The organism is Mesorhizobium sp. P3_A10 (assembly GCF_056403175.1).
In genome coordinates, this window is the sequence record NZ_JBFUFZ010000007.1 from 77471 (window position 1) to 98893 (window position 21423).

23 protein-coding genes and 1 pseudogene are annotated in these 21423 nt (G+C 63.5%); 8 read left to right on the plus strand and 16 right to left on the minus strand.

Features of this window, described 5'->3' with window-relative positions; all coding sequences use genetic code 11:
* Together AC1DXU_RS24135 and AC1DXU_RS24140 are read right to left on the minus strand one after the other, a co-directional pair.
* On the minus strand, window positions 1–1248 hold the full coding sequence (locus tag AC1DXU_RS24135; RefSeq protein ID WP_477373029.1) for an MFS transporter: 1248 nt from the start codon (window positions 1246–1248) through the stop codon (window positions 1–3).
* Between the two features lie 172 nt (window positions 1249–1420).
* The gene (locus tag AC1DXU_RS24140; protein WP_477373492.1) at window positions 1421–1615 is read right to left on the minus strand and encodes a DUF1192 domain-containing protein; all 195 of its coding nucleotides are present in this window, start codon (window positions 1613–1615) and stop codon (window positions 1421–1423) included.
* 112 nt (window positions 1616–1727) lie between these two features.
* Between AC1DXU_RS24140 and AC1DXU_RS24145 the strand changes: the two genes are divergently transcribed.
* From AC1DXU_RS24145 to AC1DXU_RS24155, 3 genes are all read left to right on the plus strand, one after another.
* Window positions 1728–2738: an NAD(P)H-quinone oxidoreductase gene (locus AC1DXU_RS24145; RefSeq protein WP_477373030.1), complete on the plus strand. Its 1011-nt coding sequence runs from the start codon at window positions 1728–1730 to the stop codon at window positions 2736–2738.
* Window positions 2739–3096: 358 nt separating this feature from the next.
* On the plus strand, window positions 3097–3237 hold the full coding sequence (locus tag AC1DXU_RS24150; RefSeq protein WP_477317903.1) for a DUF1127 domain-containing protein: 141 nt from the start codon (window positions 3097–3099) through the stop codon (window positions 3235–3237).
* Window positions 3238–3537: 300 nt separating this feature from the next.
* Window positions 3538–4233, plus strand: a complete 696-nt coding sequence (locus AC1DXU_RS24155; protein WP_477373032.1) for a DUF1013 domain-containing protein — start codon at window positions 3538–3540, stop codon at window positions 4231–4233.
* 81 nt (window positions 4234–4314) lie between these two features.
* On the opposite strand, the gene AC1DXU_RS24160 is transcribed toward AC1DXU_RS24155, so the two are convergent.
* From AC1DXU_RS24160 to AC1DXU_RS24180, 5 genes are all read right to left on the minus strand, one after another.
* On the minus strand, window positions 4315–5034 hold the full coding sequence (locus tag AC1DXU_RS24160) for a helix-turn-helix transcriptional regulator (RefSeq protein ID WP_477246294.1): 720 nt from the start codon (window positions 5032–5034) through the stop codon (window positions 4315–4317).
* A 73-nt stretch (window positions 5035–5107) separates the two neighbouring features.
* On the minus strand, window positions 5108–5518 hold the full coding sequence (locus tag AC1DXU_RS24165; protein ID WP_477373034.1) for a hypothetical protein: 411 nt from the start codon (window positions 5516–5518) through the stop codon (window positions 5108–5110).
* A 14-nt stretch (window positions 5519–5532) separates the two neighbouring features.
* On the minus strand, window positions 5533–5898 hold the full coding sequence (locus AC1DXU_RS24170) for a VOC family protein (RefSeq protein WP_477373036.1): 366 nt from the start codon (window positions 5896–5898) through the stop codon (window positions 5533–5535).
* A 53-nt stretch (window positions 5899–5951) separates the two neighbouring features.
* Window positions 5952–6542, minus strand: a complete 591-nt coding sequence (locus AC1DXU_RS24175) for a DJ-1/PfpI family protein (protein WP_477373038.1) — start codon at window positions 6540–6542, stop codon at window positions 5952–5954.
* 85 nt (window positions 6543–6627) lie between these two features.
* Window positions 6628–6795, minus strand: coding sequence for a hypothetical protein (locus AC1DXU_RS24180; protein WP_477246300.1), 168 nt, complete (start codon window positions 6793–6795; stop codon window positions 6628–6630).
* 278 nt (window positions 6796–7073) lie between these two features.
* Here AC1DXU_RS24180 and AC1DXU_RS24185 point away from each other — a divergent pair, with 278 nt between their 5' ends.
* Together AC1DXU_RS24185 and AC1DXU_RS24190 are read left to right on the plus strand one after the other, a co-directional pair.
* A complete protein-coding gene (locus AC1DXU_RS24185) occupies window positions 7074–8027 on the plus strand; it encodes a ring-cleaving dioxygenase (RefSeq protein WP_477373040.1) in 954 nt (317 codons plus the stop codon).
* 46 nt (window positions 8028–8073) lie between these two features.
* A complete protein-coding gene (locus AC1DXU_RS24190; protein WP_477373518.1) occupies window positions 8074–8253 on the plus strand; it encodes a hypothetical protein in 180 nt (59 codons plus the stop codon).
* Between the two features lie 16 nt (window positions 8254–8269).
* Here AC1DXU_RS24190 and AC1DXU_RS24195 read toward each other — a convergent pair.
* The 8 genes and pseudogenes from AC1DXU_RS24195 to tkt form a co-directional block, all read right to left on the minus strand.
* Window positions 8270–8982, minus strand: a pseudogene (locus AC1DXU_RS24195) (SGNH/GDSL hydrolase family protein).
* 79 nt (window positions 8983–9061) lie between these two features.
* On the minus strand, window positions 9062–9817 hold the full coding sequence (locus AC1DXU_RS24200; RefSeq protein WP_477373042.1) for a DUF899 domain-containing protein: 756 nt from the start codon (window positions 9815–9817) through the stop codon (window positions 9062–9064).
* Window positions 9818–9991: 174 nt separating this feature from the next.
* Complete coding sequence (locus AC1DXU_RS24205) at window positions 9992–11017, minus strand: class I fructose-bisphosphate aldolase (RefSeq protein WP_477373044.1); 1026 nt, start codon at window positions 11015–11017, stop codon at window positions 9992–9994.
* Window positions 11018–11141: 124 nt separating this feature from the next.
* Window positions 11142–12338 carry a phosphoglycerate kinase gene (locus AC1DXU_RS24210; protein ID WP_477373046.1) on the minus strand — a complete coding sequence of 399 codons (1197 nt, stop codon included), beginning with the start codon at window positions 12336–12338 and terminating at the stop codon, window positions 11142–11144.
* A 113-nt stretch (window positions 12339–12451) separates the two neighbouring features.
* The gene (locus AC1DXU_RS24215; protein ID WP_477373048.1) at window positions 12452–14341 is read right to left on the minus strand and encodes a potassium/proton antiporter; all 1890 of its coding nucleotides are present in this window, start codon (window positions 14339–14341) and stop codon (window positions 12452–12454) included.
* A gap of 136 nt (window positions 14342–14477) precedes the next feature.
* Complete coding sequence (locus AC1DXU_RS24220) at window positions 14478–15032, minus strand: putative glycolipid-binding domain-containing protein (protein WP_477373050.1); 555 nt, start codon at window positions 15030–15032, stop codon at window positions 14478–14480.
* Window positions 15033–15036: 4 nt separating this feature from the next.
* Window positions 15037–16044, minus strand: coding sequence for a type I glyceraldehyde-3-phosphate dehydrogenase (gene gap / locus AC1DXU_RS24225; protein WP_477317926.1), 1008 nt, complete (start codon window positions 16042–16044; stop codon window positions 15037–15039).
* Between the two features lie 213 nt (window positions 16045–16257).
* On the minus strand, window positions 16258–18249 hold the full coding sequence (gene tkt / locus AC1DXU_RS24230; protein ID WP_477373052.1) for a transketolase: 1992 nt from the start codon (window positions 18247–18249) through the stop codon (window positions 16258–16260).
* Window positions 18250–18510: 261 nt separating this feature from the next.
* On the opposite strand from tkt, the gene AC1DXU_RS24235 reads away from it, so the two are divergent.
* The 3 genes from AC1DXU_RS24235 (at window position 18511) to AC1DXU_RS24245 (ending at window position 20011) form a co-directional block, all read left to right on the plus strand.
* Window positions 18511–18783, plus strand: coding sequence for a DUF4164 domain-containing protein (locus tag AC1DXU_RS24235; protein ID WP_477317930.1), 273 nt, complete (start codon window positions 18511–18513; stop codon window positions 18781–18783).
* A 4-nt stretch (window positions 18784–18787) separates the two neighbouring features.
* The gene (locus AC1DXU_RS24240; protein ID WP_258606986.1) at window positions 18788–19153 is read left to right on the plus strand and encodes a cell division protein ZapA; all 366 of its coding nucleotides are present in this window, start codon (window positions 18788–18790) and stop codon (window positions 19151–19153) included.
* A 198-nt stretch (window positions 19154–19351) separates the two neighbouring features.
* The gene (locus AC1DXU_RS24245) at window positions 19352–20011 is read left to right on the plus strand and encodes a peroxiredoxin (RefSeq protein ID WP_477373054.1); all 660 of its coding nucleotides are present in this window, start codon (window positions 19352–19354) and stop codon (window positions 20009–20011) included.
* Between the two features lie 324 nt (window positions 20012–20335).
* Here the strand turns inward: AC1DXU_RS24245 and rpoH are convergent, their stop codons facing one another.
* Complete coding sequence (rpoH, locus tag AC1DXU_RS24250) at window positions 20336–21247, minus strand: RNA polymerase sigma factor RpoH (RefSeq protein WP_477246322.1); 912 nt, start codon at window positions 21245–21247, stop codon at window positions 20336–20338.
* Window positions 21248–21423 lie beyond the last annotated feature (176 nt).

Consider the following 21423-nt stretch of genomic DNA (forward strand, 5'->3'; position numbering starts at 1 on the left):
TCAACCATTGGTTTCATCTTTTCTGCGCGGGTCGAGCCGCAATGCTTCCGGCGTGACCGAGCGATCGGCCGGTTGTGTCTTGAACGCATCGCGGTTTTCGATCGGCACCGGCGCGCGGCGGCTGATGCGCAGCAGCGTGTAGCCCGCCAGACTGAGATGGGCGAGCGCGGTCGCCAGGAACAGGCCCTCGGGACGCATCCAGCCCATCAGGCCAGCGGCCAGCAGTGGACCGATCATGGTGCCGAAGCCATAGAGCAGCAGCAGGCCACCCGACACTTTGACGAAATCCTCGGAGCGGGCGTGGTCGTTGGCATGCGCCACGGCGATCGAATAGAGCGTGTAGGCGAAGGCGCCATAGGCGCCGGTGAAGACCAGGACGAAGACGGCGGAGCGCGGTTCGAACAGGAAGATGGCGAGGGCAAACAGCGCCGCGCCGAAAGCCGCGCCCGCCAGCACGAAGCGGCGGTCGGTCTTGTCGGACAGACGCCCCGCTGGAAGCTGCATGGCCGCACCCGCGACGACGACCAGGCTCATCATCAGCGCGATCTCGGCCGTGGAAATGCCGATGCGGGCGCCGTAGACGGCGCCCAGCGTGCCCCAGGCGCCGTTGGCGATGCCGATCAACAGGCAGGCGATCGCCGACACCGGCGAATTTTTATAAAGGCCTTTGACGTCGAGTGAGACGTCCTGCAGCGGCTTGGGGTGCGAAGCCGTCGAGACGGCGGTTGGAATGAGCGACAGGCAAAACAGGATGCCGGTGATCATGAACAGCGACGCCGATTTCACGTCGCCGCCGGCAACGATCATCTGGCCGCCCATGATCGAGGCGTAGGTGACCATCATGTAAAGGCCGAAGACGGTGCCGCGATTCTCGTTGGTGGCCTTCTCGTTCAGCCAGCTTTCGATGACCATGAAGGCGCCGGCCATGGTGAAGCCGGTGAAGGCGCGCAGCAGGATCCAGAAATATTCGTCGATGATTAGGCCGGTGAGCAGTGCGACGATCGCGCCCGACGCGGCAAAGGCACCAAAGGCCCTGACATGGCCAGCGCGGCGCACGATGCGCGGCGCAAAGAAGCAGCCGGTGACGAAGCCGCCAGCCCAGGCCGTGCCCATCAGGCCGAGCGATGCCGTCGAAAAACCTTCGAGCTGGCCGCGCAACGGCAACAGCAGGCCGTGCAGCCCCGATGCCGCCAGCAGGAAGGCGGTGCCGCGCAGCAGCGAAAGGATCGGTCGGTAGGTTGCAAACATTTTTGGATCCGGCTGGGGTTACGGGGCAGGTCTGAAGACAGTCGTATTCGGGCTTTTCGGCGGCGCTCTATCTCTTTGTTTTAAAGCAATTCCCTAGGGAAAGCGCTACGCGCTTTTCCCGGGAAAACCGTTTCACACTTTTCCTGGAATTGCTCTAGCGCCAGCCCCGGAATTATCCGCGGCGAAACAATGCTTCGGCCGCGGACTTGGTGGTGTCCTTGCTCTTAAGCTCAGCTTCAAGCCGGGCAATCTCGTCGCGCAGGATGCCGATCCGCTCGGACAGTTCGCTGAGCGAAAGCAGCGACAGATCCTGCCCGATCTCGTGCGGTCGTGGCTTCTTTTTGGGTTCGTCGTCGAAGATCGCCATCGTCGCTCCTCCCTGATTTGGCCATTTGCCTGATTTGGCAATCAGCATACATAGGGCAAGGGCGTGGATGCAAACAGCCGGCATAGGCAGGCGAAGCAAGACGGGAAATTTCATGGCGAGCGGACAGAAAATTCCGGCGAAAATGACGGCCATCGCAATCTCCGAACCCGGCGGCCCCAAGGTGCTGAAGCCGGAAACGCGCGACGTGCCGATGCCTGGTCCAGGCGAAATCCTGATCCGGGTGCGTGCGGCCGGCGTCAACCGACCGGATGTGCAGCAGCGCAAGGGCGCCTATCCAGCGCCGCCCGGCGCGTCGGACCTGCCGGGCCTCGAGGCATCTGGCGAGGTGGCAGCGCTTGGCGATGAGATATCGCGTTGGCGTGTCGGCGACCGGGTCTGTGCGCTGACGCCCGGCGGCGGTTATGCGGAATATGTCAAGGTTCCCGCCGGCAGCGTGCTGCCGCTGCCCGCCGGGTTCACCCACACGGAAGCGGCGGCGGTGCCGGAAAACTACTTCACCGTCTGGCACAATGTGTTCGAGCGCGGCGGCCTGAAGAAGGGCGAGACATTGCTCGTCCATGGTGGCTCGTCCGGCATCGGCACCACGGCAATCCAGCTGGCGTCCGCCTTTGGCGCCTATGTCATCACCACCGCCGGCTCCAAGGACAAATGCGATGCCTGCCTGAAGATCGGCGCCGACCGGGCGATCAACTATCGCGAGGAGGATTTTGTCGCCGCGGTCAAGGAGGCAACCGGCGGCAAGGGCGCCAATGTCATTCTCGACATGGTCGGCGGCGACTATGTGGCGCGCAACTACGAGGCGGCGGCTATCGAAGGCCGCATCGTCCAGATCGCCGTTCAAGGCGGGGCGGTGGCGAGCGCCGATTTCTCGAAGATCATGGTCAAGCGGCTGACCCATACCGGTTCGGCGCTGCGGCCACGCACCGTCGAGTTCAAGGCTGCGCTGGCTGCTGCGCTAGAAGCCCAGGTCTGGCCATTGCTCGGCACGCGCAGGATAGCGCCAATCATGGACATGATCTTTCCGCTCAAGGAAGCCTGGCGGGCGCATGAGCGGATGGAGGAAGGCGAGCATATAGGCAAGATCGTACTCGACGTCGGCTAGGATGTGCCGATATTCAGGTGAGGCCGGCCTGCGAACAGCTGATACCTGCGCTTCCGGCCTTCGCCGGCCGAAGCACTCATGAATGGTCGTGGCAGCTAAGGCTACGGCCGGCGTAGGCCGGTGCTCACGTACTTAAGTACGCTCCGCGCCGGTTCTCGGTATCAGTCGTTCTCGGCTCGGCCTGACCTGAATCTCGACACATCCTCAGCGCTCACCCCTGCCAACAAGATGAACAGACGCTTAATGCTGCAATGCACAATTGCATTGCGGCCATGCAAAAGCGTCTGTTCAATTCGTGGGCAGCGATGCCTATCTAAGCGCCATCGAAACGATTTGATCCAACAAATGGAGGAATGTCATGAACCCGATCCGCGCTTACCGCAACTGGCGTATGTACACCGAAACCGTGCGCGAGCTGAACAAGCTCAACGCCCGCCAGCTCCACGATCTCGGCATCAACCGCGCCGACATCGAAGCAATCGCCCGCAAGGCGATCTGATTTAGAGCATGGTCCGCCCCCAAGACCGGACCATGCTTTAGAAGCCAGAGCCGAAGCAGACGCTTTGCCGTCGCCGGTTCCGAACCCGCTGGACTCCGTCCGGCGGGTTTTGTCTTTTCAGCCGTTGGGTCCATGGCTTTGGCCGGTCCCACATCCGTGCTGTCGCCGCCTTGTCGCGTGCCCTCCCAAAACCGTTGCGATTTGACCTGAGAGCGGTTATACAGACCGCGAATTTCCCATTTTGGTGGCTCTAAACCACCGCCCGCGCGGGAACGCGGGCGAACGAGAAGGATTTTTGCAATGGCCAATACGCTGCTGATGCCCAAGGCGACCGCCGTTTGGCTGGTCGACAACACCGCGCTGTCGTTCGAGCAGATCGCGCAGTTCTGCGGGCTGCATCCGCTCGAGGTCAAGGCGATCGCCGACGGCGAATCGGCGCAAGGCATCAAGGGCATGGACCCGATCATGACCGGCCAGCTGAGCCGCGATGAGATCGCGCGCGCCGAGAAGGACCCGAACCAGCGGCTGAAGCTGTCGGATCCCAAGGTGCGGGTGCCGGAGTCCAAGCGCAAGGGTCCGCGCTACACGCCGCTGTCGAAGCGTCAGGATCGGCCCAACGCCATCCTCTGGCTGGTGCGCAACCACCCCGAGCTGAAGGACGCGCAGATCTCGCGCCTGGTTGGCACCACCAAGTCGACGATCGATCAGATTCGCGACAGGAAGCACTGGAATTCTGCCAATCTGCAGCCGATGGACCCGGTGACGCTTGGTCTCGCCTCGCAGATCGACCTCGACATGGAAGTCAACCGCGCCTCGCGTGGCCGCGAGCAGCCGCAGCCGGTTGGCGACACGCTGCTGCCGGCGGCCTTGACCGAACGGCTGGTGCCGACGCCGGAGAAGCCCAGGGATGAGGACGCCGAACTCGACGCCAACGCCGTCTTCGCCAAGCTTTCGGCGCTGAAGTCGAAGAATCCGGATCCGGACGAAGAAGAGTAAGAATCGGTCGGCCGCAGGCCGATCCGGCACAGCAAAAAGCCCGCTTCGAGCGGGCTTTTTTATTGGCGGGATTTCTGCGGTTCAGGTTCGCGCCGCCCGGTCCGGCGCCATGCCGTAATCCTCTGAGCGCTCCACCGCCCGATAGAAGTCGGTCAGCTGCTTGCCGCGCTCCGGCTTGAAGTTGCGGCCGGCGATGACCACCGAGGCGAGGCGATCGATGCGGAAGGCGCGGAAATCGTCGCGCATCTCGCACCAGGCGACCAATGTCCAAACCTTGCCCCAGAACCACAGGCCGAGCGGGCGGATATCGCGCGCGGTGCCGCGGCCGGCCTCGTCGGAATAGTCGATGGTCAGCACCTGGCGTTTTTCGACTGCGCGCTCGATCAGGTCGATCGCCTCGCGCGCTGCATCGCTCACCACCCACATCGGCGTGTGGATCTCGGTGCGGGCGATACGGTCTTTCTCGGCATCGGGCAGCACGGCGCCGATCTTGACCAACGCCTCCTCGGCCGCCCGTGCCATGGCAGCACCGCCGAAGGCGCGCACCATGCGGGCGCCGGCGACCAGCGCCACGATTTCGTCACGCGTAAACATCAGTGGTGGAAGGTCGAAACCCTCCCTCATCATGTAACCGACACCGGCCTCGCCGTCGATCGGCACCCCGGTCGACTGCAGGTCGGCAATGTCGCGGTAGATGGTCCGCTCGGAAACCTCGAGCCACGTGCCCAATTTCTGGGCGGTGACCAGACGGCCACCGCGCAGATGCTGCACGATCTGGAAGAGCCTGTCGGCGCGACGCATCGTATGGTCCCTCGGCGTTGTTTCTATGCATGTCGTGGCCCCAAAACCGGTTCCCGTTTTTGGGCGGCATACACTATGGTTCTAGGCCTTCGCGCTTGCGCTGCGCGGCAACGAATGCCGTGCCGAAGGACAATTTCTTGGTGGTCGGCGTGTTGGCGTCGAGCACCCGCCAGAATGGCGCGATGTCATTCAATGTCATGCCGCGCTCGAGATCCTCGTTGGCGGCCTCGGCAACAGTGCGTAGATGATAGCCGATGGTGACCGGACATGTCACTTCGGCACCGTGCTCGATGGCGAGCGCGGTGCGCAGGGCGCGAACGTCCATGTCCACGCCTTTGGGAATTGTGCGGATGAACTCATGAACCTGCCGCGCCGTCGGCACCAGCATCGGCTGGCCTTCGACGACGTCGGACATCGTGCGCGGCGTCGGCTTGACGACGTGAATGCCTGGCGTGTTCAACTTGTCGTTCCAGCTTTTCACCATATGAATGCGTTCCGCTAGACGAAAAGGCCAAAGCTGTTGCCGTCCGGGTCGAGACAATAGGCGAATGTACCGGCCGGGATTGAGATCGCCGGCGAGACGACCTGGCCGCCATTCTCGGTCACCCGTGCCATCGCGCCCTCAATCGGTGCCGCGACCGCCAAATGGATGGTCGGCCCGGTTCCGGGGGCGGCAGGTTTTCCGGGATAGACATGCCCCGACGCCAATCGTTCCTGGGCACTGAACATGGCGATCGGGTTTGGACCGCTCTCCTCGAGCGTCAGATCGTTCTGCAGCACCGAAGCGTAGAAGGCGCGTGCCCGGTTCATGTCAGTTACGGGTATTTCGAACCATGCCGATGCTTTTGCGGGAATGAAGGCCATATCTCTCTCCTGACATCGCTACACTATGGCACGCCGCTCCTGACACCATACTGTCAGGAGCCTTCAGCATATTCCCTGGCGAACAGCGTCCGCATCTGCGCAACGTCGCCGCTTCTCTCGGGATAGAGCGTCTTCAAGTAAGCTAGGGCAAACGTGCCCGGCGCCGAACCAGGCGCTGAAACGATGCGACCGTCGGCCACCGCATGCGGCACATCCTGGTAGTTCTCGGCGCCGGAGTAGCCCGGCTCGTTTTCATTGATCCAGTCGCGGCCGTTGCTGGTGTGTTTGACCTTGTCGAACAGGCCGGCTCGCGCCAGTGCCAGCGTGCCGGCGCAGATGCCGCCGACCACGCCGCCGCGGGTCGCAACCGCCGTCAGCAATCCGGAGACGTCCGGCGACGCATCGCTGGTCCACCGGTCGGAGCCGATGACCGCAACCCCATCGAGGTCTGTGTTCTCGTCGGCTTTGGCCGAACGATCGGGTGTCAGTAGAAAGCCGCTGGCCGAGCCGACCGGCTTGCCGTCCGGCGTCAGCGACACCGCGCGGGTGCCGAACCATTCGACCGCCGATGCCGCCAACAGGCCGTATTCCCAGTCGGCGAAGCGATCGATGAAAAGCACACCGATGATCTTCTGTTCAGGCATATGTTCGCTCCATCCTCGTGCCAACCGTATTTGTTATCTGGGCGCTGCGACGCCCGCATCCAATTGATGCGGGCAAGAAATTGTTTCAATTGCCGCGGATGTGGCGGCCTTCAAACATATCCGGCCAACCGATGTCCTTGCGGACGTCCGGTGGCAGCGAATTCATGAAGCGCTGGGTGCGGATCTCGTTGCGCATCGTGCGGATCTTGCCGACATAATGCTGCACGCTGCGAAGAATTGTGGAACCGTTCATGGCGACTCTCCTCTGTTTTGATGAGAGCATCATCGCACACCCCTCCTGACAGCAGTCTGTCAGGAGCCTTCAGGGTCTTTGACGATCCTTGCCGCTTGTGCCGGCGTTGCGTTCGAGGCTTGGCGATTGTTCACTATCAGTGTCGGCCAGGACCTACGTCGTTCAGTCTCCGGCGACGGACTGTCGGCCTTTGCGACCTTCAGCAACAAGGCCGGCGTTCTGATATGGGAGGGGAACAATTTTCCTTAAGAACAGGTCCACGACCTGGGGAGACGACCATGAGCCTGCAACTGACAGGAATTCACCATCTGACGGCGATCACCGCCAATGCGCCCGGAAACCTCCACTTCTATACCAGGGTTCTGGGCTTGAGGCTGGTCAAGAAGACGGTGAACCAAGACGACACGTCCGCCTATCATCTTTTCTACGCCGATGGCGAGGCGACGCCGGGCACCGACCTGACTTTCTTCGACTGGCCGGTTGGGCGCGAACGCCGTGGCACCCACAGCATCATCCGCACCGGCCTGCGGGTGGGCAGCCCCGAAAGCCTTGCCTGGTGGAAAGAACGCCTGGCCGGCGAAAACATCGCGACCGGAGAGATCGGCGATATTGGCGGCACCCTGTCGCTGGATTTCGAGGATCCCGAGGGCCAGCGCCTGCGTCTTGTCAGCGATGGTGGCGCGGGTGACGGCCACCCCTGGGCGCAAAGCCCGGTCCCTGCCAGGCACCAGATACGCGGGCTCGGACCGATCGTGATCAGCGTTCCCGACATCACCAACACCGAGGCGGTGCTGACCAGGGTGATGAACATGCGCAAAGTGCGCGACTATGCCTCGCCGGACGGCCAGGGTCAGGTGCATGTCTTCGAAATGGGCGAGGGCGGGCCGGCTGCGGAGCTTCATGTCGCGGTGCAGCCAGGCCTGTCGCCGGCCGGCCAAGGTGCGGGTGCCGTCCATCACGTCGCCTTCCGGGCGCCGGACCAGGCAACATTGCATCAATGGACGGCGCGATTGGCTGAGTTCCGCCTGCCGTCAAGCGGCGAGGTCGAGCGCTACTATTTCCGTTCGCTCTACTTCCGCGAGCCGAACGGCATCCTGTTCGAGGTCGCCACCGACGGGCCGGGCTTCACCGCCGACGAGCCGCTGGAGACGCTGGGCGAGAAGCTGGCCTTGCCGCCGTTCCTCGAACCGAAGCGCGCCGCGATCGAGGCAGGCCTCAAGCCGCTAGCCTAGCGCGCTAATCAAGACGGGCGAAGGAGCGCTTTGACAGCCGGCCTCGATGCTGGTCAAAGGCGGCATGTCGAAACTCCTCGCCCTCGTCATCATCGCCATGATGGCCATCCAGCTGATCAAGCCGCTCGGCTGGCCGGGGCTGAAGCGGCGCAGCGACTTCTGGAAGCTGGCGCTGCTGGCGATGGCGGCGATTTCGGTCACGGCGGTGCTGGGGCATTGGACCTGAGACCGGCCGGGGTCGATCATTCGGCGACCACCAACCCCACCAGATGTTCCGCCCAGGCGCGGTAACCGGCCTCCGAGGCGTGAAATCCATCCGATGCGAAGCCGGCCTCGGGGTCGGGGATCGGCAGGCGTGGCGCCGGCACCGCGCCGCGCTCGAGACAAAGGCGCTCGCCCATGCGGTTCATCTCGCCAGCGCGGATCTCCAGGATCTTGCCGAGCAGCGACGGCATTGCCGGAGCCCTCGTGAATTCCAGCACCGGCGACCACACCACGCGCGCCTCCGGCCATTTGGCGCGTAGCGCATAGAGCAGGCCGCCAAACTCCTTCTTGAAGCGCGGCACCGAGTGAAAATTCTTGGTATCGTTGGTGCCGATGGCCAGCACGATATGCGTCCATGGATCGGCCGACAGATTGGGTAGTACGTGGTCGCGGATCTGGCCCGATGTCGCCGAGTTGAAGCCGGCCGCCCGCCAGCGCACGGCCCGGCCGGTGCGTTGCGAGATCAGCGCTGCCAGTTGCGCGGCAAGCCATTCTCGGAATTGCCGATGCCGACCGAGGCAGCCGAGGAATCGCCCAGCACCAGCAGCGAGATTGTTGGCGCCTTGCCCTTGATATCGTGCATGACCGGGCCTTGCGCCGGCAACATGCGCGAGGTGCGGCGGCGAACGCCGAGCCCTTGCCAGATGTAGACTGGAAAGGCGAACCAGGTGAGGAGGGCGAGAAGGCGCACGGCGAAGACCCTAAGACTATCGAGGTTATGCACTTAGCGCATCTGGCGTTGCCGGTGAACGACCTTGTGCCGGCCGGTGTCAGCCTTTGCTTTCATGGCAGCAGTCGTCGCCTTGTGTTCCTGACCTGTCGCCATACTCATCGTGCAGCCGCACCCAGTCCATCAGGCTGTGGTAGGGACCGGTCTCGTTGCGGCCTTTCGGCGTCATGTCGAGATAATGATAGGCGCCGATCAGCGGATCGCCGCCCCTGGAGCGCGACATGAAGGTCAGGAAGATGTCGCCCTTCTCGTCCCTGTAGAACACGCTGCAGCCGGCAAGCTCCTTCGATGTCCGGGGGCGTGTCTCGAAATTGTAAGTGGTGTCACCGGCTGCGATCTGCTTGTCAGTGAAGGAAACCTGCATGTCGAAGTTGAAATCCGAGGCGTAGGCCGACAGCCAGTCGAACTTCCAGCCCATGCGCTGCTTGTAGGGAAGCAGCTCGGCCAGCGGCGCACGCGAAACCACGACCAGCGACACGTCGTGGTTCCTCAGATGCTGGTTGGCGCCATCGATGTGGTCGGCAAGGAAGGAACAGCCCTCGCAGCGGTAGTCGGCGCCCGGCCCGAACATGAAGTGGTAGACGATCAGCTGGCTTTTGCCGCCGAACAGGTCGGCCAGCCGCTTCGGTCCCTGTTCGGTCTCGAAGACATAGTCCTTGCGCATTTTCAGCCACGGCAATTCCCGGCGCTCGGCGGCAATGCGGTCGCGAAACCGCGTCAACTCCTTCTCGCGCGCCAGATGCGCCTTGTGCGCCTCGAACCAGTCTTCCCGCGAAACGACCTTGTTGCGATGCATGAACTTCTCCCTGTCATTCACCCCAAGGACGTTCGAGATCGGCGCAAACCGACATTGCCGCCAGCTTTCCCAGACAGGAGATAGGCATGCCGCTGCAGCGCCCCAAGCCGGGCGGCTGCAAAACAAAACCCGGGCGCATCCGCCCGGGTCAGCATCAAGACAAATGCGTTGGGGTCAGGCAGCCTTTTCCAGGCTGGCCTGCCATTTTCCGAGCGCCGCCAGATGGTTCATGCGGGCACGGTGGGCGAAGGCGGCCTGGCCGGCAGCAATGTTCGACGCCTTGCCGCTCCAGGCCTTTTGCGGCGCCGCCTGCAGCGCGCGGCCATAGGAGAAGGTCAGTTTCCACGGATGCGGGCCGATGGCATTGATGGCGTTGAGGTTGGCCGTCGCCTCCTCGTCCTCCTGGCCGCCGGAGAGGAAAGCGATGCCCGGCACCGCGGAAGGCACCGTCTCGCGAAACAGCTTTATGGTCTTTTCGGCGACTTCTTCCGGGCTGCTCACCTTGCCCGATTTCTTGCCGGCGAGCACCATGTTGGGCTTCAGGATGGTGCCTTCCAGCACGACGCCGGCGGCATGGAGCTCGTCATAGAGCTTGATCAGCGTCGCCTTGGAGATCGCATAGCAAGTGTCGATGTCGTGGGCGCCGTCCATCAACACTTCGGGCTCGACGATCGGCACGATGCCGGCCTCCTGGCAGAGTGCTGCGTAGCGGGCGAGCGCATGGGCGTTGGAGGCGATCGAATTTGTGGAGGGCACGCCCTTGCCGGTGTCGATATCGATCACCGCGCGCCATTTGGCAAAGCGGGCGCCGAGCTTGTAATAGTCGGCGAGCCGCTCGCGCAGGCCGTCGAGACCTTCGGTGACGGTGTCGCCGGGAAAGCCGGCCAGCGGCTTGGCGCCGGCGTCGACCTTGATGCCGGGGATGGCGCCGGCGGCCTTGATGATGTCAACCAGCGGCGTGCCGTCGGCGGCCTTCTGGCGAATGGTCTCGTCATAGAGGATGACGCCGGAGATGTATTTGGTCATCGCATCCTTGGCGCGGAACATCATCTCGCGATAGTCGCGGCGGCTGTCGGCGGTGGATTCGACGCCGATGACGTCAAAACGCTTCTTGATGGTGCCGGAGCTTTCGTCGGCGGCCAGCAGGCCCTTGCCATCGGCCACGATCGCGGCGGCAATGTCTTCGAGACGTTCGCTCATGCTTGCTTCTCCTGAAACGGTTTTCCGCGCCAACGGAACTCTACCGCCAAAGGAATGGCGCCGGAAAGCGTGAATCGCTTGAAAGCCGCCGGCCCCACCGTTCGCTCGCTGAGTGTTGATCGGCTTAGCGCTTCAGAACGTCGACGCCGGGCAGCGGCTTGCCTTCCATCCATTCCAGGAAGGCGCCGCCCGCGGTCGAGACATAGGTGAAGTCGTCGGCGACGCCGGCATGGTTGAGCGCCGCCACCGTATCGCCGCCGCCGGCGACCGAGACCAGCTTGCCGGCCTTGGTGCGCGCCGCCGCATGCTTGGCGGCCGCCACCGTCGCATGGTCGAAGGGCTCGATCTCGAAGGCGCCGAGCGGACCGTTCCAGACCAGCGTCGCGGCGCGGTCGATCCAGTCGGCGACGCTCTTCACGGTCTTTTCGCCGACATCGAGGATCATGCCGTCGGCCGGCACCGCCGATATGGCGACGGTTTCGCTGGCGGCGCCCGCCTTGAACTCCTTCGCCACCACGCCGTCGACCGGCAGGATGATGGCACAGCCGGCCTCGGCGGCCTCGATCATGATCTGCTTGGCGGTCGGGGCAAGGTCATGCTCGCACAGCGACTTGCCGACATCGGTGCCGCGCGCCGCAAGAAAAGTGTTGGCCATGCCGCCGCCGATGACCAGCGCGTCGACCTTCTTCACCAGATTCATCAACAGGTCGATCTTGCTCGACACCTTGGCGCCGCCGACGATCGCAACCACCGGGCGGACGGGATTACCGAGGCCCTTTTCCAGCGCGTCGAGCTCGGCCTGCATGGTGCGGCCGGCGAAGGCCGGCAGCAGATGCGCCAACCCTTCGGTCGACGAGTGGGCGCGGTGCGCGGCGGAGAAGGCATCGTTGACGAAAATGTCGCCATTGGCGGCGAGCTTTTCGGTGAAGGCCGGATCGTTCTTCTCCTCGGCCTTGTAGAAGCGGGTGTTTTCGAGCAGCAGCACGTCGCCCTTGTTCATGGCGGCAACGGCGCTGGCGGCCTTTTCGCCGATGCAGTCGGCAGCAAAGCCGACGGGGCGGCCGAGGACGTCGGCGGTCGCCTTGGCGATCGGTTCCAGCGAGAATTCGGGCGAGGGGCCATCCTTGGGCCGGCCGAAATGGGCGAGCAGGATGACCTTGGCGCCTTTGCCGGACAATTCGGCGATGGTCGGGGCGATGCGCTCGATGCGGGTGGCGTCGGTGACCTTGCCCTCAGCGACGGGAACGTTGAGGTCGACGCGCACCAGCACGCGCTTGCCCGAGATGTTGCCGATATCGTCGAGTGTCCTGAAGCCGGCCATGCTGGTCCCTTTCCGCGAAAAATCGCCGGGACCATACCCCGCGCCAACGACGATGCAAGACCTGCGACGGGGCAGAGCGGAAAATATGATCCGGTGGCTTGTGTCGGGAATGGTCAGCTCTCGCTTTGTGTCTTTTCCACCACCGGTTCCGGGGCTGGCTCCACCTCTGCTTCAGCCTCGGCAATCTGCGTTTCACCGGGTTTGCGCCGATTGCGAACAAGGGCGGAGACACGGTCGCGGATTTCGCCGGCGCTCAGGAAGACCGGGACACGCGCCACCGGCGCAGTCGGCTCGAAGGACAGGCCGAGGCCGATGATCTTGCCCTTGTCGTCGACGTCGCGGACGATCAGTTCGATCGGGCCAATCAGCACCCGGTCGGCATATTCGGCATGGCCGCCAAGCCGCGCCGTCACCATGGCACCGACGGTCAGCTTGCGCTCCGCTTCGGTCAGGCCGGGCGCGTAGGCAGCCTCCAGTTCCTCGGCCGAGCGGGCCGGGTCGACGGCGAAGGCGCCGAAGAAATCCGCATCCTCGGGATCGACCACGGCGCGGCTGGCGAACAATTTATCGAGCAGGCGCGGATAGCGGTCCGGCACGAAGATGTAGACCTGGTCGCCGGCCGCCAGCCGGCCCATGTCCTGGAAGCGCATCGAGCGCCCGTCGCGCAGCACCAGTGAGGGCCGCGCCCAGCGCGGAATGCGCTCGCCGCGCGCCACCGGGCTGCCGGGTGCGACGCGGTAGGCAAGCAGCTCGTGATGGGCCGAGCCCGGCAGTTCGAGCTCGACCTTGTCCAGCGGCCCAAGGCGGGCCGGCACGATCAGGCCAAGGCGGCGCGCCAGCGGTCCGACGGTCCAGCCCTGGAAGACCAGCGACACCAGCACGATGATGAAGGCGGTGTTGAAGATGAGGCGGCCATTCTCGAGGCCGCCAAGCAGCGGGGTGATGGCGAGCAGAATGGACACGGCGCCGCGCAGGCCGACCCAGGAGACGAAGGCGACCTCGGGGCGCGGCAGGCGGAACGGGATAAGGCAAAGCCAGACGGCAAGCGGCCGGGCGATGAAGATCAGGAACAGACCGAGCAGCACCGCCGGCACCATGATCGCCGGAAACTGCGACGGTGTCGCGAACAGGCCGAGGATCAGGAACATGATGATCTGCGCCAGCCACGACATGCCGTCCTGGAAGCGCTTGAGAATGGTGACGGCACGGATGTCGGAATTGCCGGCAACCAGGCCGGCGAGATAGACCGCCAGAAAGCCCGAGCCGCCGATGGCGCCGGCGGCGGCGAACACCATCAGCGACAATGTCAGCACGAAGATCGGCAGCAGGCCGTGATCGAGATTGAGCCGGTCGACGAGGCGCACGATGGCCATGCCGCCGAGAATGCCGACGACGGCGCCGAGCCCCATATTGAGCAGGAAGCCGAGGACGAGGTTGGTGACCAGAACCTTGGCTTCGGGGTCGGCGTGGGCGGCGATGATTTCGACCAGCGTGATGGTCAGGAAGATGGCGATCGGGTCATTGGTGCCGGATTCGACTTCGAGCGTAGCACGCACGCGCTCGCGCAGATTGATCTCGCCGGCGCGCAACAGGAAGAACACCGCCGCGGCATCGGTCGAGGCGACGGCGGCACCGAGCAGGAAGGATTCCAGCCAGGTGAGATCGAGCACATAATAGGCCGCGGCGCCGAACAGGCCGGTGGTCAGGAGGACGCCGACGGTCGCCAACGACAGCGCCGGCCCCGCCGCCTGCCGCAAGGCGTTGAGCGGCGTGCCGAAACCGGAATCGAAGAGAATGACGGCGAGCGCCAATGAGCCGGCAAAGTAAGCCAGCCGCGCATTGTCGAACTGGATGCCGAGACCGTCGGTTCCGGTGGCCAGGCCGATGCACAAAAACAAGAGCAGGAGGGGAGCGCCGAAGCGGAAGGCGATCAGGCTCGAAAACGCGGCGGCAAGGACAAGCGCGGTGCCGACCAGCGTGACGAGATAGATCGCATGCTCCATCCGTGATTTGCCCCTCGAATTCCTCTGCCTCTCGCTTTACGGCAGAGTGGGGCGAAGGCATGGCCAGCGCAAGGCGAGAGGATGGTTTTTTGGCCTCGTCGCCAACAACGGCAGCGGCCGAACGCCAGCTGTGGTTTCAGAGCCGAACGAAGAGCGTCGGATAATCCAGCACCAGGGCGTGCTCGTCGACGGGAAGCTCGGCGGTGAAACGGCCGTCGGCGGCCTCATAACGGTAAAGTTTTCCGGCTTCGAGACAGGTGTAGCGCTGGCCGTCGACGACGGGAATGAAGTCGTCGAAAGGGACGTAGAGCATCCGCAATTCGACGGTGCCGTCTTCGGGTCTCAGTGCCAGCCTCTGTATCGGCAGCGTGTTGGTAAAGGGTGTGCCGGCCAGGTCGATGTCGATGCAGCCGTCGAATTCCTGGCGTGGTTTGCCGTCCGGGTCGCTCCAGTGGCCGGCGCCGTCCGACACGAGCGAAAGCGTGTGGCCGTCGGTGGTCTCGACCGTGAACGAGCGCACGCACCAGCACGCATCGCACTCGATCCGGTAGGTCGCGCCGAAAGGCTTGCCGTCGCGCTCACCGATCACCACGCTGTCGGCAACGAGACCGCCAGCTTTCGGCTGCAACGTCAGATGCTCGAGCCCGGTGCCTTGCACCGGGCGCCAGCGACGCGTGAGCGGCGGCAACATGCCGTCAGATGGTTTTGCCGAAGGCGACTGCGGTGTCGGACATACGGTTGGAGAAGCCCCACTCATTGTCGTACCAGGACAGCACCGAAACGAAGTTGCCGTCCATGACCTTGGTCTGGTCGAGCGCCATGATCGAGGAACGCGGATCATGGTTGAAGTCGATCGAGACGTTCGGATGATGGGTAACGCCGAGGATGCCCTTGAGCTTGCCATTGGAGGCGGCGATGACCGCGTCGTTGATTTCCTGGACGGTGGTCGAACGCTTGGCGATGAACTTGAAATCGACGACCGAGACGTTCGGGGTCGGCACGCGGATCGAAATGCCGTCCAGCTTGCCCTTGAGGTCGGGCAGCACCAGGCCGATCGCCTTGGCCGCACCGGTCGAGGTGGGGATCTGCGACAAAGCGGCGGCGCGGGCGCGGTAGAGATCCTTGTGCATCGTGTCCAGCGTCGGCTGGTCGCCGGTGTAGGAATGGATCGTCGTCATCATGCCCTTCTCGATGCCGACGGTCTCGTGCAGCACGGCAGCCAGCGGCGCCAGGCAGTTGGTGGTGCAGGACGCATTCGAGATGACGATGTGGTCCTTGGTCAGCTGGTCGTGGTTGATGCCGTAGACGACGGTGAGGTCGGCACCTTCGGCAGGAGCCGAGACGATGACACGCTTTGCGCCGGCGGCCAGATGCGCGGCTGCCTTGTCGCGGGCGGTGAAGATGCCGGTGCATTCGAGCGCGATGTCGATGCCGAGTTCCTTCCACGGCAGCTGCGTCGGATCCTTGATCGCCGTGACCTTGAACTTTTCCTTGCCGACGGTGATCTGGTCGCCATCGACGGACACTTCATGCGGGAAGCGGCCGTGCACGCTGTCGTAGCGCAGCAGATGCGCGTTGGTCTCGACCGGGCCGAGATCGTTGACGGCGACGACGTCGATGTCCTTGCGGCCGGATTCGTGGATGGCGCGCAGGATGTTGCGGCCGATGCGGCCGAATCCGTTGATGGCTACTCTGACGGTCATTTTTCTCTCCCGGGGAGCTGGAGGGCAGACAATTGGTCCGCAGCTTCATAGCGGCGGAAGCGGAAAGAATCCAGCCGCAGCGATGTGAATTTAAATCGATTAGGTTGGGCCAGTCCGGCGAAACCGCTTTGCGCGATTCCGCCGGAGCATTCTTGTTTGGTGCATGTCGTTATCCCAAAACCGCAATACACTTTCGGGCGACAGGCACAGGTCTTACTTGCCGTGCAGGCGGGCTTCCGCTGCCTTGGCTGCCGCATCGGCGGTGATGCCGAAATGCGGGTAGAGCTGTTCGATCGTGCCCGAGGCGCCGAAGCCGGTCATCCCGATGAAGATGCCGTCCGAGCCGATGAAGTGGTCCCAGCCCTGGCGGATGCCGGCCTCGATGGCGATCTTCACCTTGGCGGTGCCGATCGTCTTGGTGCGGTAGTCGGCGCTCTGCTGGTCGAACAGCTCGAAGCAGGGAACCGAGACGACGCGGGTCGGATGGCCGTGTTTTTCCAGCAATTCACGAGCGGCGACCGCGATCTCGACCTCGGAGCCCGAGGCAAAGATGGTCACCGCCGCTTCACCACTGGCGGCGACGAGCTCATAGGCGCCCTGGCTCGACAGGTTCTTGGCGACGAATTCGGTGCGCAGCGTCGGCAGGTTCTGGCGGGTCAGCGCCAGGGTCGACGGTGTCTTTTCCGTCTCAAGCGCCAGCTGCCAGCATTCGGCGGTTTCGACCGCGTCAGCCGGGCGGAAGACGTTGTGATTGGGGATGGCGCGCAGCGCCGCCATGTGCTCGACCGGCTGGTGGGTCGGACCGTCTTCACCCAGACCGATGGAATCATGGGTCATGACGAAGATCGAGCGGATGCCCATCAGCGAGGCGAGACGCATCGCCGGACGGGCATAGTCGGAGAAGCACATGAAAGTGCCGCCATAGGCGATGAGGCCGCCATGCAGCGTCAGGCCGTTGAGCGCGGCGGCCATGCCGTGCTCGCGGATGCCGTAGTGAACGTAGCGCTGGCCGTAATCGTCCGCCGTGATGTTCTTGGTCTGGCTGGTCTTGGTGTTGTTGGAGCCGGTCAGGTCGGCCGAGCCGCCGATGGTTTCCGGCACGGCGCCGTTGATGACTTCAAGCGCCATTTCCGAGGATTTGCGGGTGGCGACCTTCGGCTTGTCGGCTGCGAGCTTCTTCTTGTAGTCGGCAATGACGGCGTCGAAGTTTGACGGCAGCTTGCCGGCGAGGCGGCGCTCGAACTCAGCCTTCAACTTTGCATCGGCCTTGGCCAGACGTCCCTCCCAGTCGGTGCGGGCCTTGACGCCGGTCTTGCCGGCGCCGCGCCATGCGTCGAGAATGTCGGCGGGAATTTCGAAGGGCGGCGACTCCCAGTTGAAGAACTTGCGCGCGCCGGCGATCTCTTCGGCGCCGAGCGGCGAGCCGTGCGCCTTGTTGGTGCCGGCCTTGGTCGGTGCGCCGAAGCCGATGGTGGTCTTGCAGGCGATCATCGTCGGCTTGTCGGAGTGGCGGGCCGCCTCAATGGCATAGGCGATGGCTTCGGGATCGGTGCCGTCAATGTGGCTGGCGTTCCAGCCTGAGGCCTGGAAGCGGGCGACCTGGTCGGTGTTGTCGGCGAGCGAGACCGGACCGTCGATCGAGATGTTGTTGTTGTCCCAGAAGACGATCAGCTTGTTGAGCTTGAGATGGCCGGCAAGCGCGATGGCTTCCTGCGAAATGCCTTCCATCAGGCAGCCGTCGCCTGCCAGCACATAGGTGTAGTGGTTGACGAGGTCATTGCCGAAGGCGGCGTTCATGATGCGCTCGCCAAGCGCGAAGCCGACCGAATTGGCGAGACCCTGGCCGAGCGGGCCGGTCGTCGTCTCGATGCCGGCGGCGTGGCCGTATTCGGGATGGCCCGCCGTCTTCGAGCCCAGCTGGCGGAAGCTCTTGATCTGGTCGATCGTGATGTCTTCGTAGCCGGTCAGATAGAGCAGCGAATAGAGCAGCATCGAACCGTGGCCGGCCGACAGGATGAAGCGGTCGCGGTCGGCCCAATGCGGGGCCTTGGCATCGTATTTCAGGAAGCGCGTGAACAGCACCGTGGCGATGTCGGCGCAGCCCATGGGCAGGCCGGGGTGGCCCGACTGGGCCTTCTCGACGGCATCCATGGAAAGAAAGCGGATCGCATTGGCCATCCGGTCATGTTGTTCACGCGAGGTCATGCTTCCTCCAATATGGGGGGTTGGGGCCTTGGGAGAGCCCTTGAAAAGGGTGCGCGACACATAGCAGGCGCGGCCTTTTAGTCAACAAACCGGTGCGTTTTTGCCGGCCTTGTGATGGTGGGTGCGTCGGTACATTAGCGTTAGCGGGGGACAGTCGTGAGAGCTTTGTTGACGTCACCTTCACACGGCGCCTAATGTTTCGGAGATAACGCGTTCTGAATGCGAATGATTCGGTGATGGGCAGGGCACAGGACGAAGGCCATGACCGGGGAAACGACACTTAAGGAAGTCATCGGCAGGCTGGGCAAGGCCATCGAAGGGCTGGAAAACGCGGTCGCGGCCAAGCTCGAGCATGAGCGGGATTATTCCGAATCCGAAGCCGAGGTGCAGCGCATGAACGCCGACCGCTCGCGGCTGGCGCAGGAACTCGACAATTCAGAAGCCCGCGCCGAACGGCTGGAAGACGCCAACAAGGAAGTGTCGCGCCGACTGGTGACCGCCATGGAAACCATCCGCGCGGTGCTGGACAGGTAGGCTCATGGCACAAGTCACGGTTTCCATCGACGGCAAGCAGTATCGGATGGCCTGCGACGAGGGCCAGGAAGAACACCTGATCGACCTTGCCGAGCGCTTCGACCGCTATGTCTCGCATCTGAAGGATTCGTTTGGCGAGATCGGCGACCAGCGGCTGACGGTCATGGCCGGCATCATGGTCATGGACGAGTTGTCGGAACTGCAGAAACGCGTCAAGGGCATGGAAAGCGAAGTGCTGACGCTGCGCAAGACGCGCGACGACGCGCTGACCAAGGCCGACAAGAACGATTCCGTGCTGACCGGCGCGCTCGGCGCACTCGCCCAGCGCATGGAAGACCTGGCGACGTCGCTGGCGGTGAAGAAGGCCTGACGCTGCCTTCGTATTCCCGGCAGCAGGAAAATGCTCACGCCGCCGCTGACAAGAGTTTCATATTTTCTTGCAACCCGAATTTTTGCGCTAAGATGCAGCACGCCGGGCGGACGGCTTGAAGGCGGCTTGCCGGCTGCCCGACATTCGCTGCCGGCGGCAATTGTCTGTAAAAGCATCTGTCTACAAGGGGAGTGTGTCATGAGCCTTCGTATCAACGATATCGCGCCGGATTTCACCGCCGAGACCACGCAGGGGACGATCAGTTTTCATCAATGGATCGGCGACGGCTGGGCGGTGCTGTTCAGCCATCCGAAGAATTTCACCCCGGTCTGCACGACCGAGCTCGGCACGATGGCGGGGCTGGAAGGCGAGTTCAAGAAGCGCAACGTCAAGATCATCGGCATTTCGGTCGATCCGGTCGCGAGCCACGACAAGTGGCAGGCCGACATCAAGACGGCTACCGGCCAGACGGTGAACTACCCGCTGATCGGCGACAAGGAGCTCAAGGTCGCCAAGCTCTACGAAATGCTGCCGGCGGGCGCCGGCGAAACCTCGGAAGGGCGCACGCCGGCCGACAACGCCACGGTGCGTTCGGTCTACGTCATCGGTCCCGACAAGAAGATCAAGCTGGTGCTGACCTATCCGATGACCACCGGCCGCAACTTCGATGAGATCCTGCGCGTCATCGATTCCATCCAGCTGACCGCCAAACACCAGGTGGCGACGCCGGCAAACTGGAAGCAGGGCGAGGACGTCATCATCACCGCCGCCGTCTCCAACGAGGACGCGATCAAGCGCTTTGGCGCCTTCGACACGATCCTGCCGTATCTCAGGAAGACCAAGCAGCCGACAGCGTAAGCTTCCTTCTCCCTTCTCCCCGTTTCACGGGGAGAAGGTGCCCGAAGGGCGGATGAGGGGCGGCGCGGCGTTCGATGATCGCGCCTCGCTCCCTCGCATGTCCTGAATGACAACCTCCCAGCCTCGGCGCTGCCCCTCATTGCCCTGCCGGGCGTTCGTCACTCGAAAAGCCAAGCAATTGGCTTTTCGTCCGCTTCGCGGACCATTCCTCAACTCCCCGTGTAGTGACGGGGAGAAAGGGGCGCGCCACCGCTTTCGCCAAATAAAAACGGCGGCGCCAGATCCTGGCGCCGCCGTTTTGTTATTGCTTAGTGCGCGGTGGCTTTACGCCGCCGGCTGTACCTCGATGGTGCGCAGCGCCTGCATCTGGCGCTTGGCCGCGGCCTTGACCGCGTCCTGTACCTTCTCGAAGGCGCGCACCTCGATCTGGCGCACGCGCTCGCGGCTGATGTCGAACTCGGCCGACAGCTCTTCCAGCGTCAGCGGCTCTTCGGCGAGGCGACGCGCCTCGAAGATGCGCCGTTCGCGCTCGTTGAGCACGGCAAGAGCGCCCGACAGCATGCCGCGCCGGTTTTCCAGCTCGTCCTGCTCGATCAGCATCTCTTCCTGGCTTTCATGGTCGTCGACCAGCCAGTCCTGCCATTCGCCGGATTCACCTTCGCTGGCGCGGATCGGCGCGTTGAGTGAAGCGTCGCCCGACAGGCGGCGGTTCATCGACACCACTTCGGCTTCCGAGACGTTCAGCCTTGTCGCGATCTCGGTGATCTGGTCGGGCTTCAAGTCGCCATCGTCGAGCGCCTGGATCTTGCCCTTCACCTTGCGCAGGTTGAAGAACAGGCGCTTCTGGTTGGCGGTGGTTCCCATCTTGACCAGGCTCCACGAACGCAGGATGTACTCCTGGATCGAGGCCTTGATCCACCACATGGCGTATGTGGCGAGGCGGAAGCCGCGCTCGGGTTCGAATTTCTTGACGGCCTGCATCAGGCCGACATTGCCTTCCGAGATCACCTCGCCGATCGGCAGGCCGTAGCCGCGATAGCCCATGGCGATCTTGGCAACGAGCCGAAGGTGGCTGGTGACGAGCTTGTGCGCAGCCGTGGTGTCTTCATGCTCGGCGTAACGCTTGGCGAGCATGTACTCTTCCTGCGGCTGCAGCATCGGAAAGCGGCGGATTTCTTCCAGGTAGCGGCTGAGGCCGCCTTCGCCGGAAACGATACTGGGTAATGACTGGGCCATGATAGCGCCCCCTCTCTCTTGGAGTGATGCCCCCGAAACGCGGCGGGCATGTGACGCGAACGCCAAAAGGCTCATCCGCGACAACGAATTCATATAGGAACAAAACCAGAAAAGACAGGCATTTGTTCAACACGAAACAGTGTGTCACGCCAAAGTGAACAATGCCGCTCAGGTTT

Bases quoted from the DNA above. Each gene is read 5' to 3' on its own strand.
- AC1DXU_RS24135 (WP_477373029.1), bottom strand. From the start codon at position 1,248: ATGTTTGCAACCTACCGACCGATCCTTTCGCTGCTGCGCGGCACCGCC.
- AC1DXU_RS24140 (WP_477373492.1), bottom strand. From the start codon at position 1,615: ATGGCGATCTTCGACGACGAACCCAAAAAGAAGCCACGACCGCACGAG.
- AC1DXU_RS24145 (WP_477373030.1), top strand. From the start codon at position 1,728: ATGGCGAGCGGACAGAAAATTCCGGCGAAAATGACGGCCATCGCAATC.
- AC1DXU_RS24150 (WP_477317903.1), top strand. From the start codon at position 3,097: ATGAACCCGATCCGCGCTTACCGCAACTGGCGTATGTACACCGAAACC.
- AC1DXU_RS24155 (WP_477373032.1), top strand. From the start codon at position 3,538: ATGGCCAATACGCTGCTGATGCCCAAGGCGACCGCCGTTTGGCTGGTC.
- AC1DXU_RS24160 (WP_477246294.1), bottom strand. From the start codon at position 5,034: ATGCGTCGCGCCGACAGGCTCTTCCAGATCGTGCAGCATCTGCGCGGT.
- AC1DXU_RS24165 (WP_477373034.1), bottom strand. From the start codon at position 5,518: ATGGTGAAAAGCTGGAACGACAAGTTGAACACGCCAGGCATTCACGTC.
- AC1DXU_RS24170 (WP_477373036.1), bottom strand. From the start codon at position 5,898: ATGGCCTTCATTCCCGCAAAAGCATCGGCATGGTTCGAAATACCCGTA.
- AC1DXU_RS24175 (WP_477373038.1), bottom strand. From the start codon at position 6,542: ATGCCTGAACAGAAGATCATCGGTGTGCTTTTCATCGATCGCTTCGCC.
- AC1DXU_RS24180 (WP_477246300.1), bottom strand. From the start codon at position 6,795: ATGAACGGTTCCACAATTCTTCGCAGCGTGCAGCATTATGTCGGCAAG.
- AC1DXU_RS24185 (WP_477373040.1), top strand. From the start codon at position 7,074: ATGAGCCTGCAACTGACAGGAATTCACCATCTGACGGCGATCACCGCC.
- AC1DXU_RS24190 (WP_477373518.1), top strand. From the start codon at position 8,074: ATGCTGGTCAAAGGCGGCATGTCGAAACTCCTCGCCCTCGTCATCATC.
- AC1DXU_RS24200 (WP_477373042.1), bottom strand. From the start codon at position 9,817: ATGCATCGCAACAAGGTCGTTTCGCGGGAAGACTGGTTCGAGGCGCAC.
- AC1DXU_RS24205 (WP_477373044.1), bottom strand. From the start codon at position 11,017: ATGAGCGAACGTCTCGAAGACATTGCCGCCGCGATCGTGGCCGATGGC.
- AC1DXU_RS24210 (WP_477373046.1), bottom strand. From the start codon at position 12,338: ATGGCCGGCTTCAGGACACTCGACGATATCGGCAACATCTCGGGCAAG.
- AC1DXU_RS24215 (WP_477373048.1), bottom strand. From the start codon at position 14,341: ATGGAGCATGCGATCTATCTCGTCACGCTGGTCGGCACCGCGCTTGTC.
- AC1DXU_RS24220 (WP_477373050.1), bottom strand. From the start codon at position 15,032: ATGTTGCCGCCGCTCACGCGTCGCTGGCGCCCGGTGCAAGGCACCGGG.
- gap (WP_477317926.1), bottom strand. From the start codon at position 16,044: ATGACCGTCAGAGTAGCCATCAACGGATTCGGCCGCATCGGCCGCAAC.
- tkt (WP_477373052.1), bottom strand. From the start codon at position 18,249: ATGACCTCGCGTGAACAACATGACCGGATGGCCAATGCGATCCGCTTT.
- AC1DXU_RS24235 (WP_477317930.1), top strand. From the start codon at position 18,511: ATGACCGGGGAAACGACACTTAAGGAAGTCATCGGCAGGCTGGGCAAG.
- AC1DXU_RS24240 (WP_258606986.1), top strand. From the start codon at position 18,788: ATGGCACAAGTCACGGTTTCCATCGACGGCAAGCAGTATCGGATGGCC.
- AC1DXU_RS24245 (WP_477373054.1), top strand. From the start codon at position 19,352: ATGAGCCTTCGTATCAACGATATCGCGCCGGATTTCACCGCCGAGACC.
- rpoH (WP_477246322.1), bottom strand. From the start codon at position 21,247: ATGGCCCAGTCATTACCCAGTATCGTTTCCGGCGAAGGCGGCCTCAGC.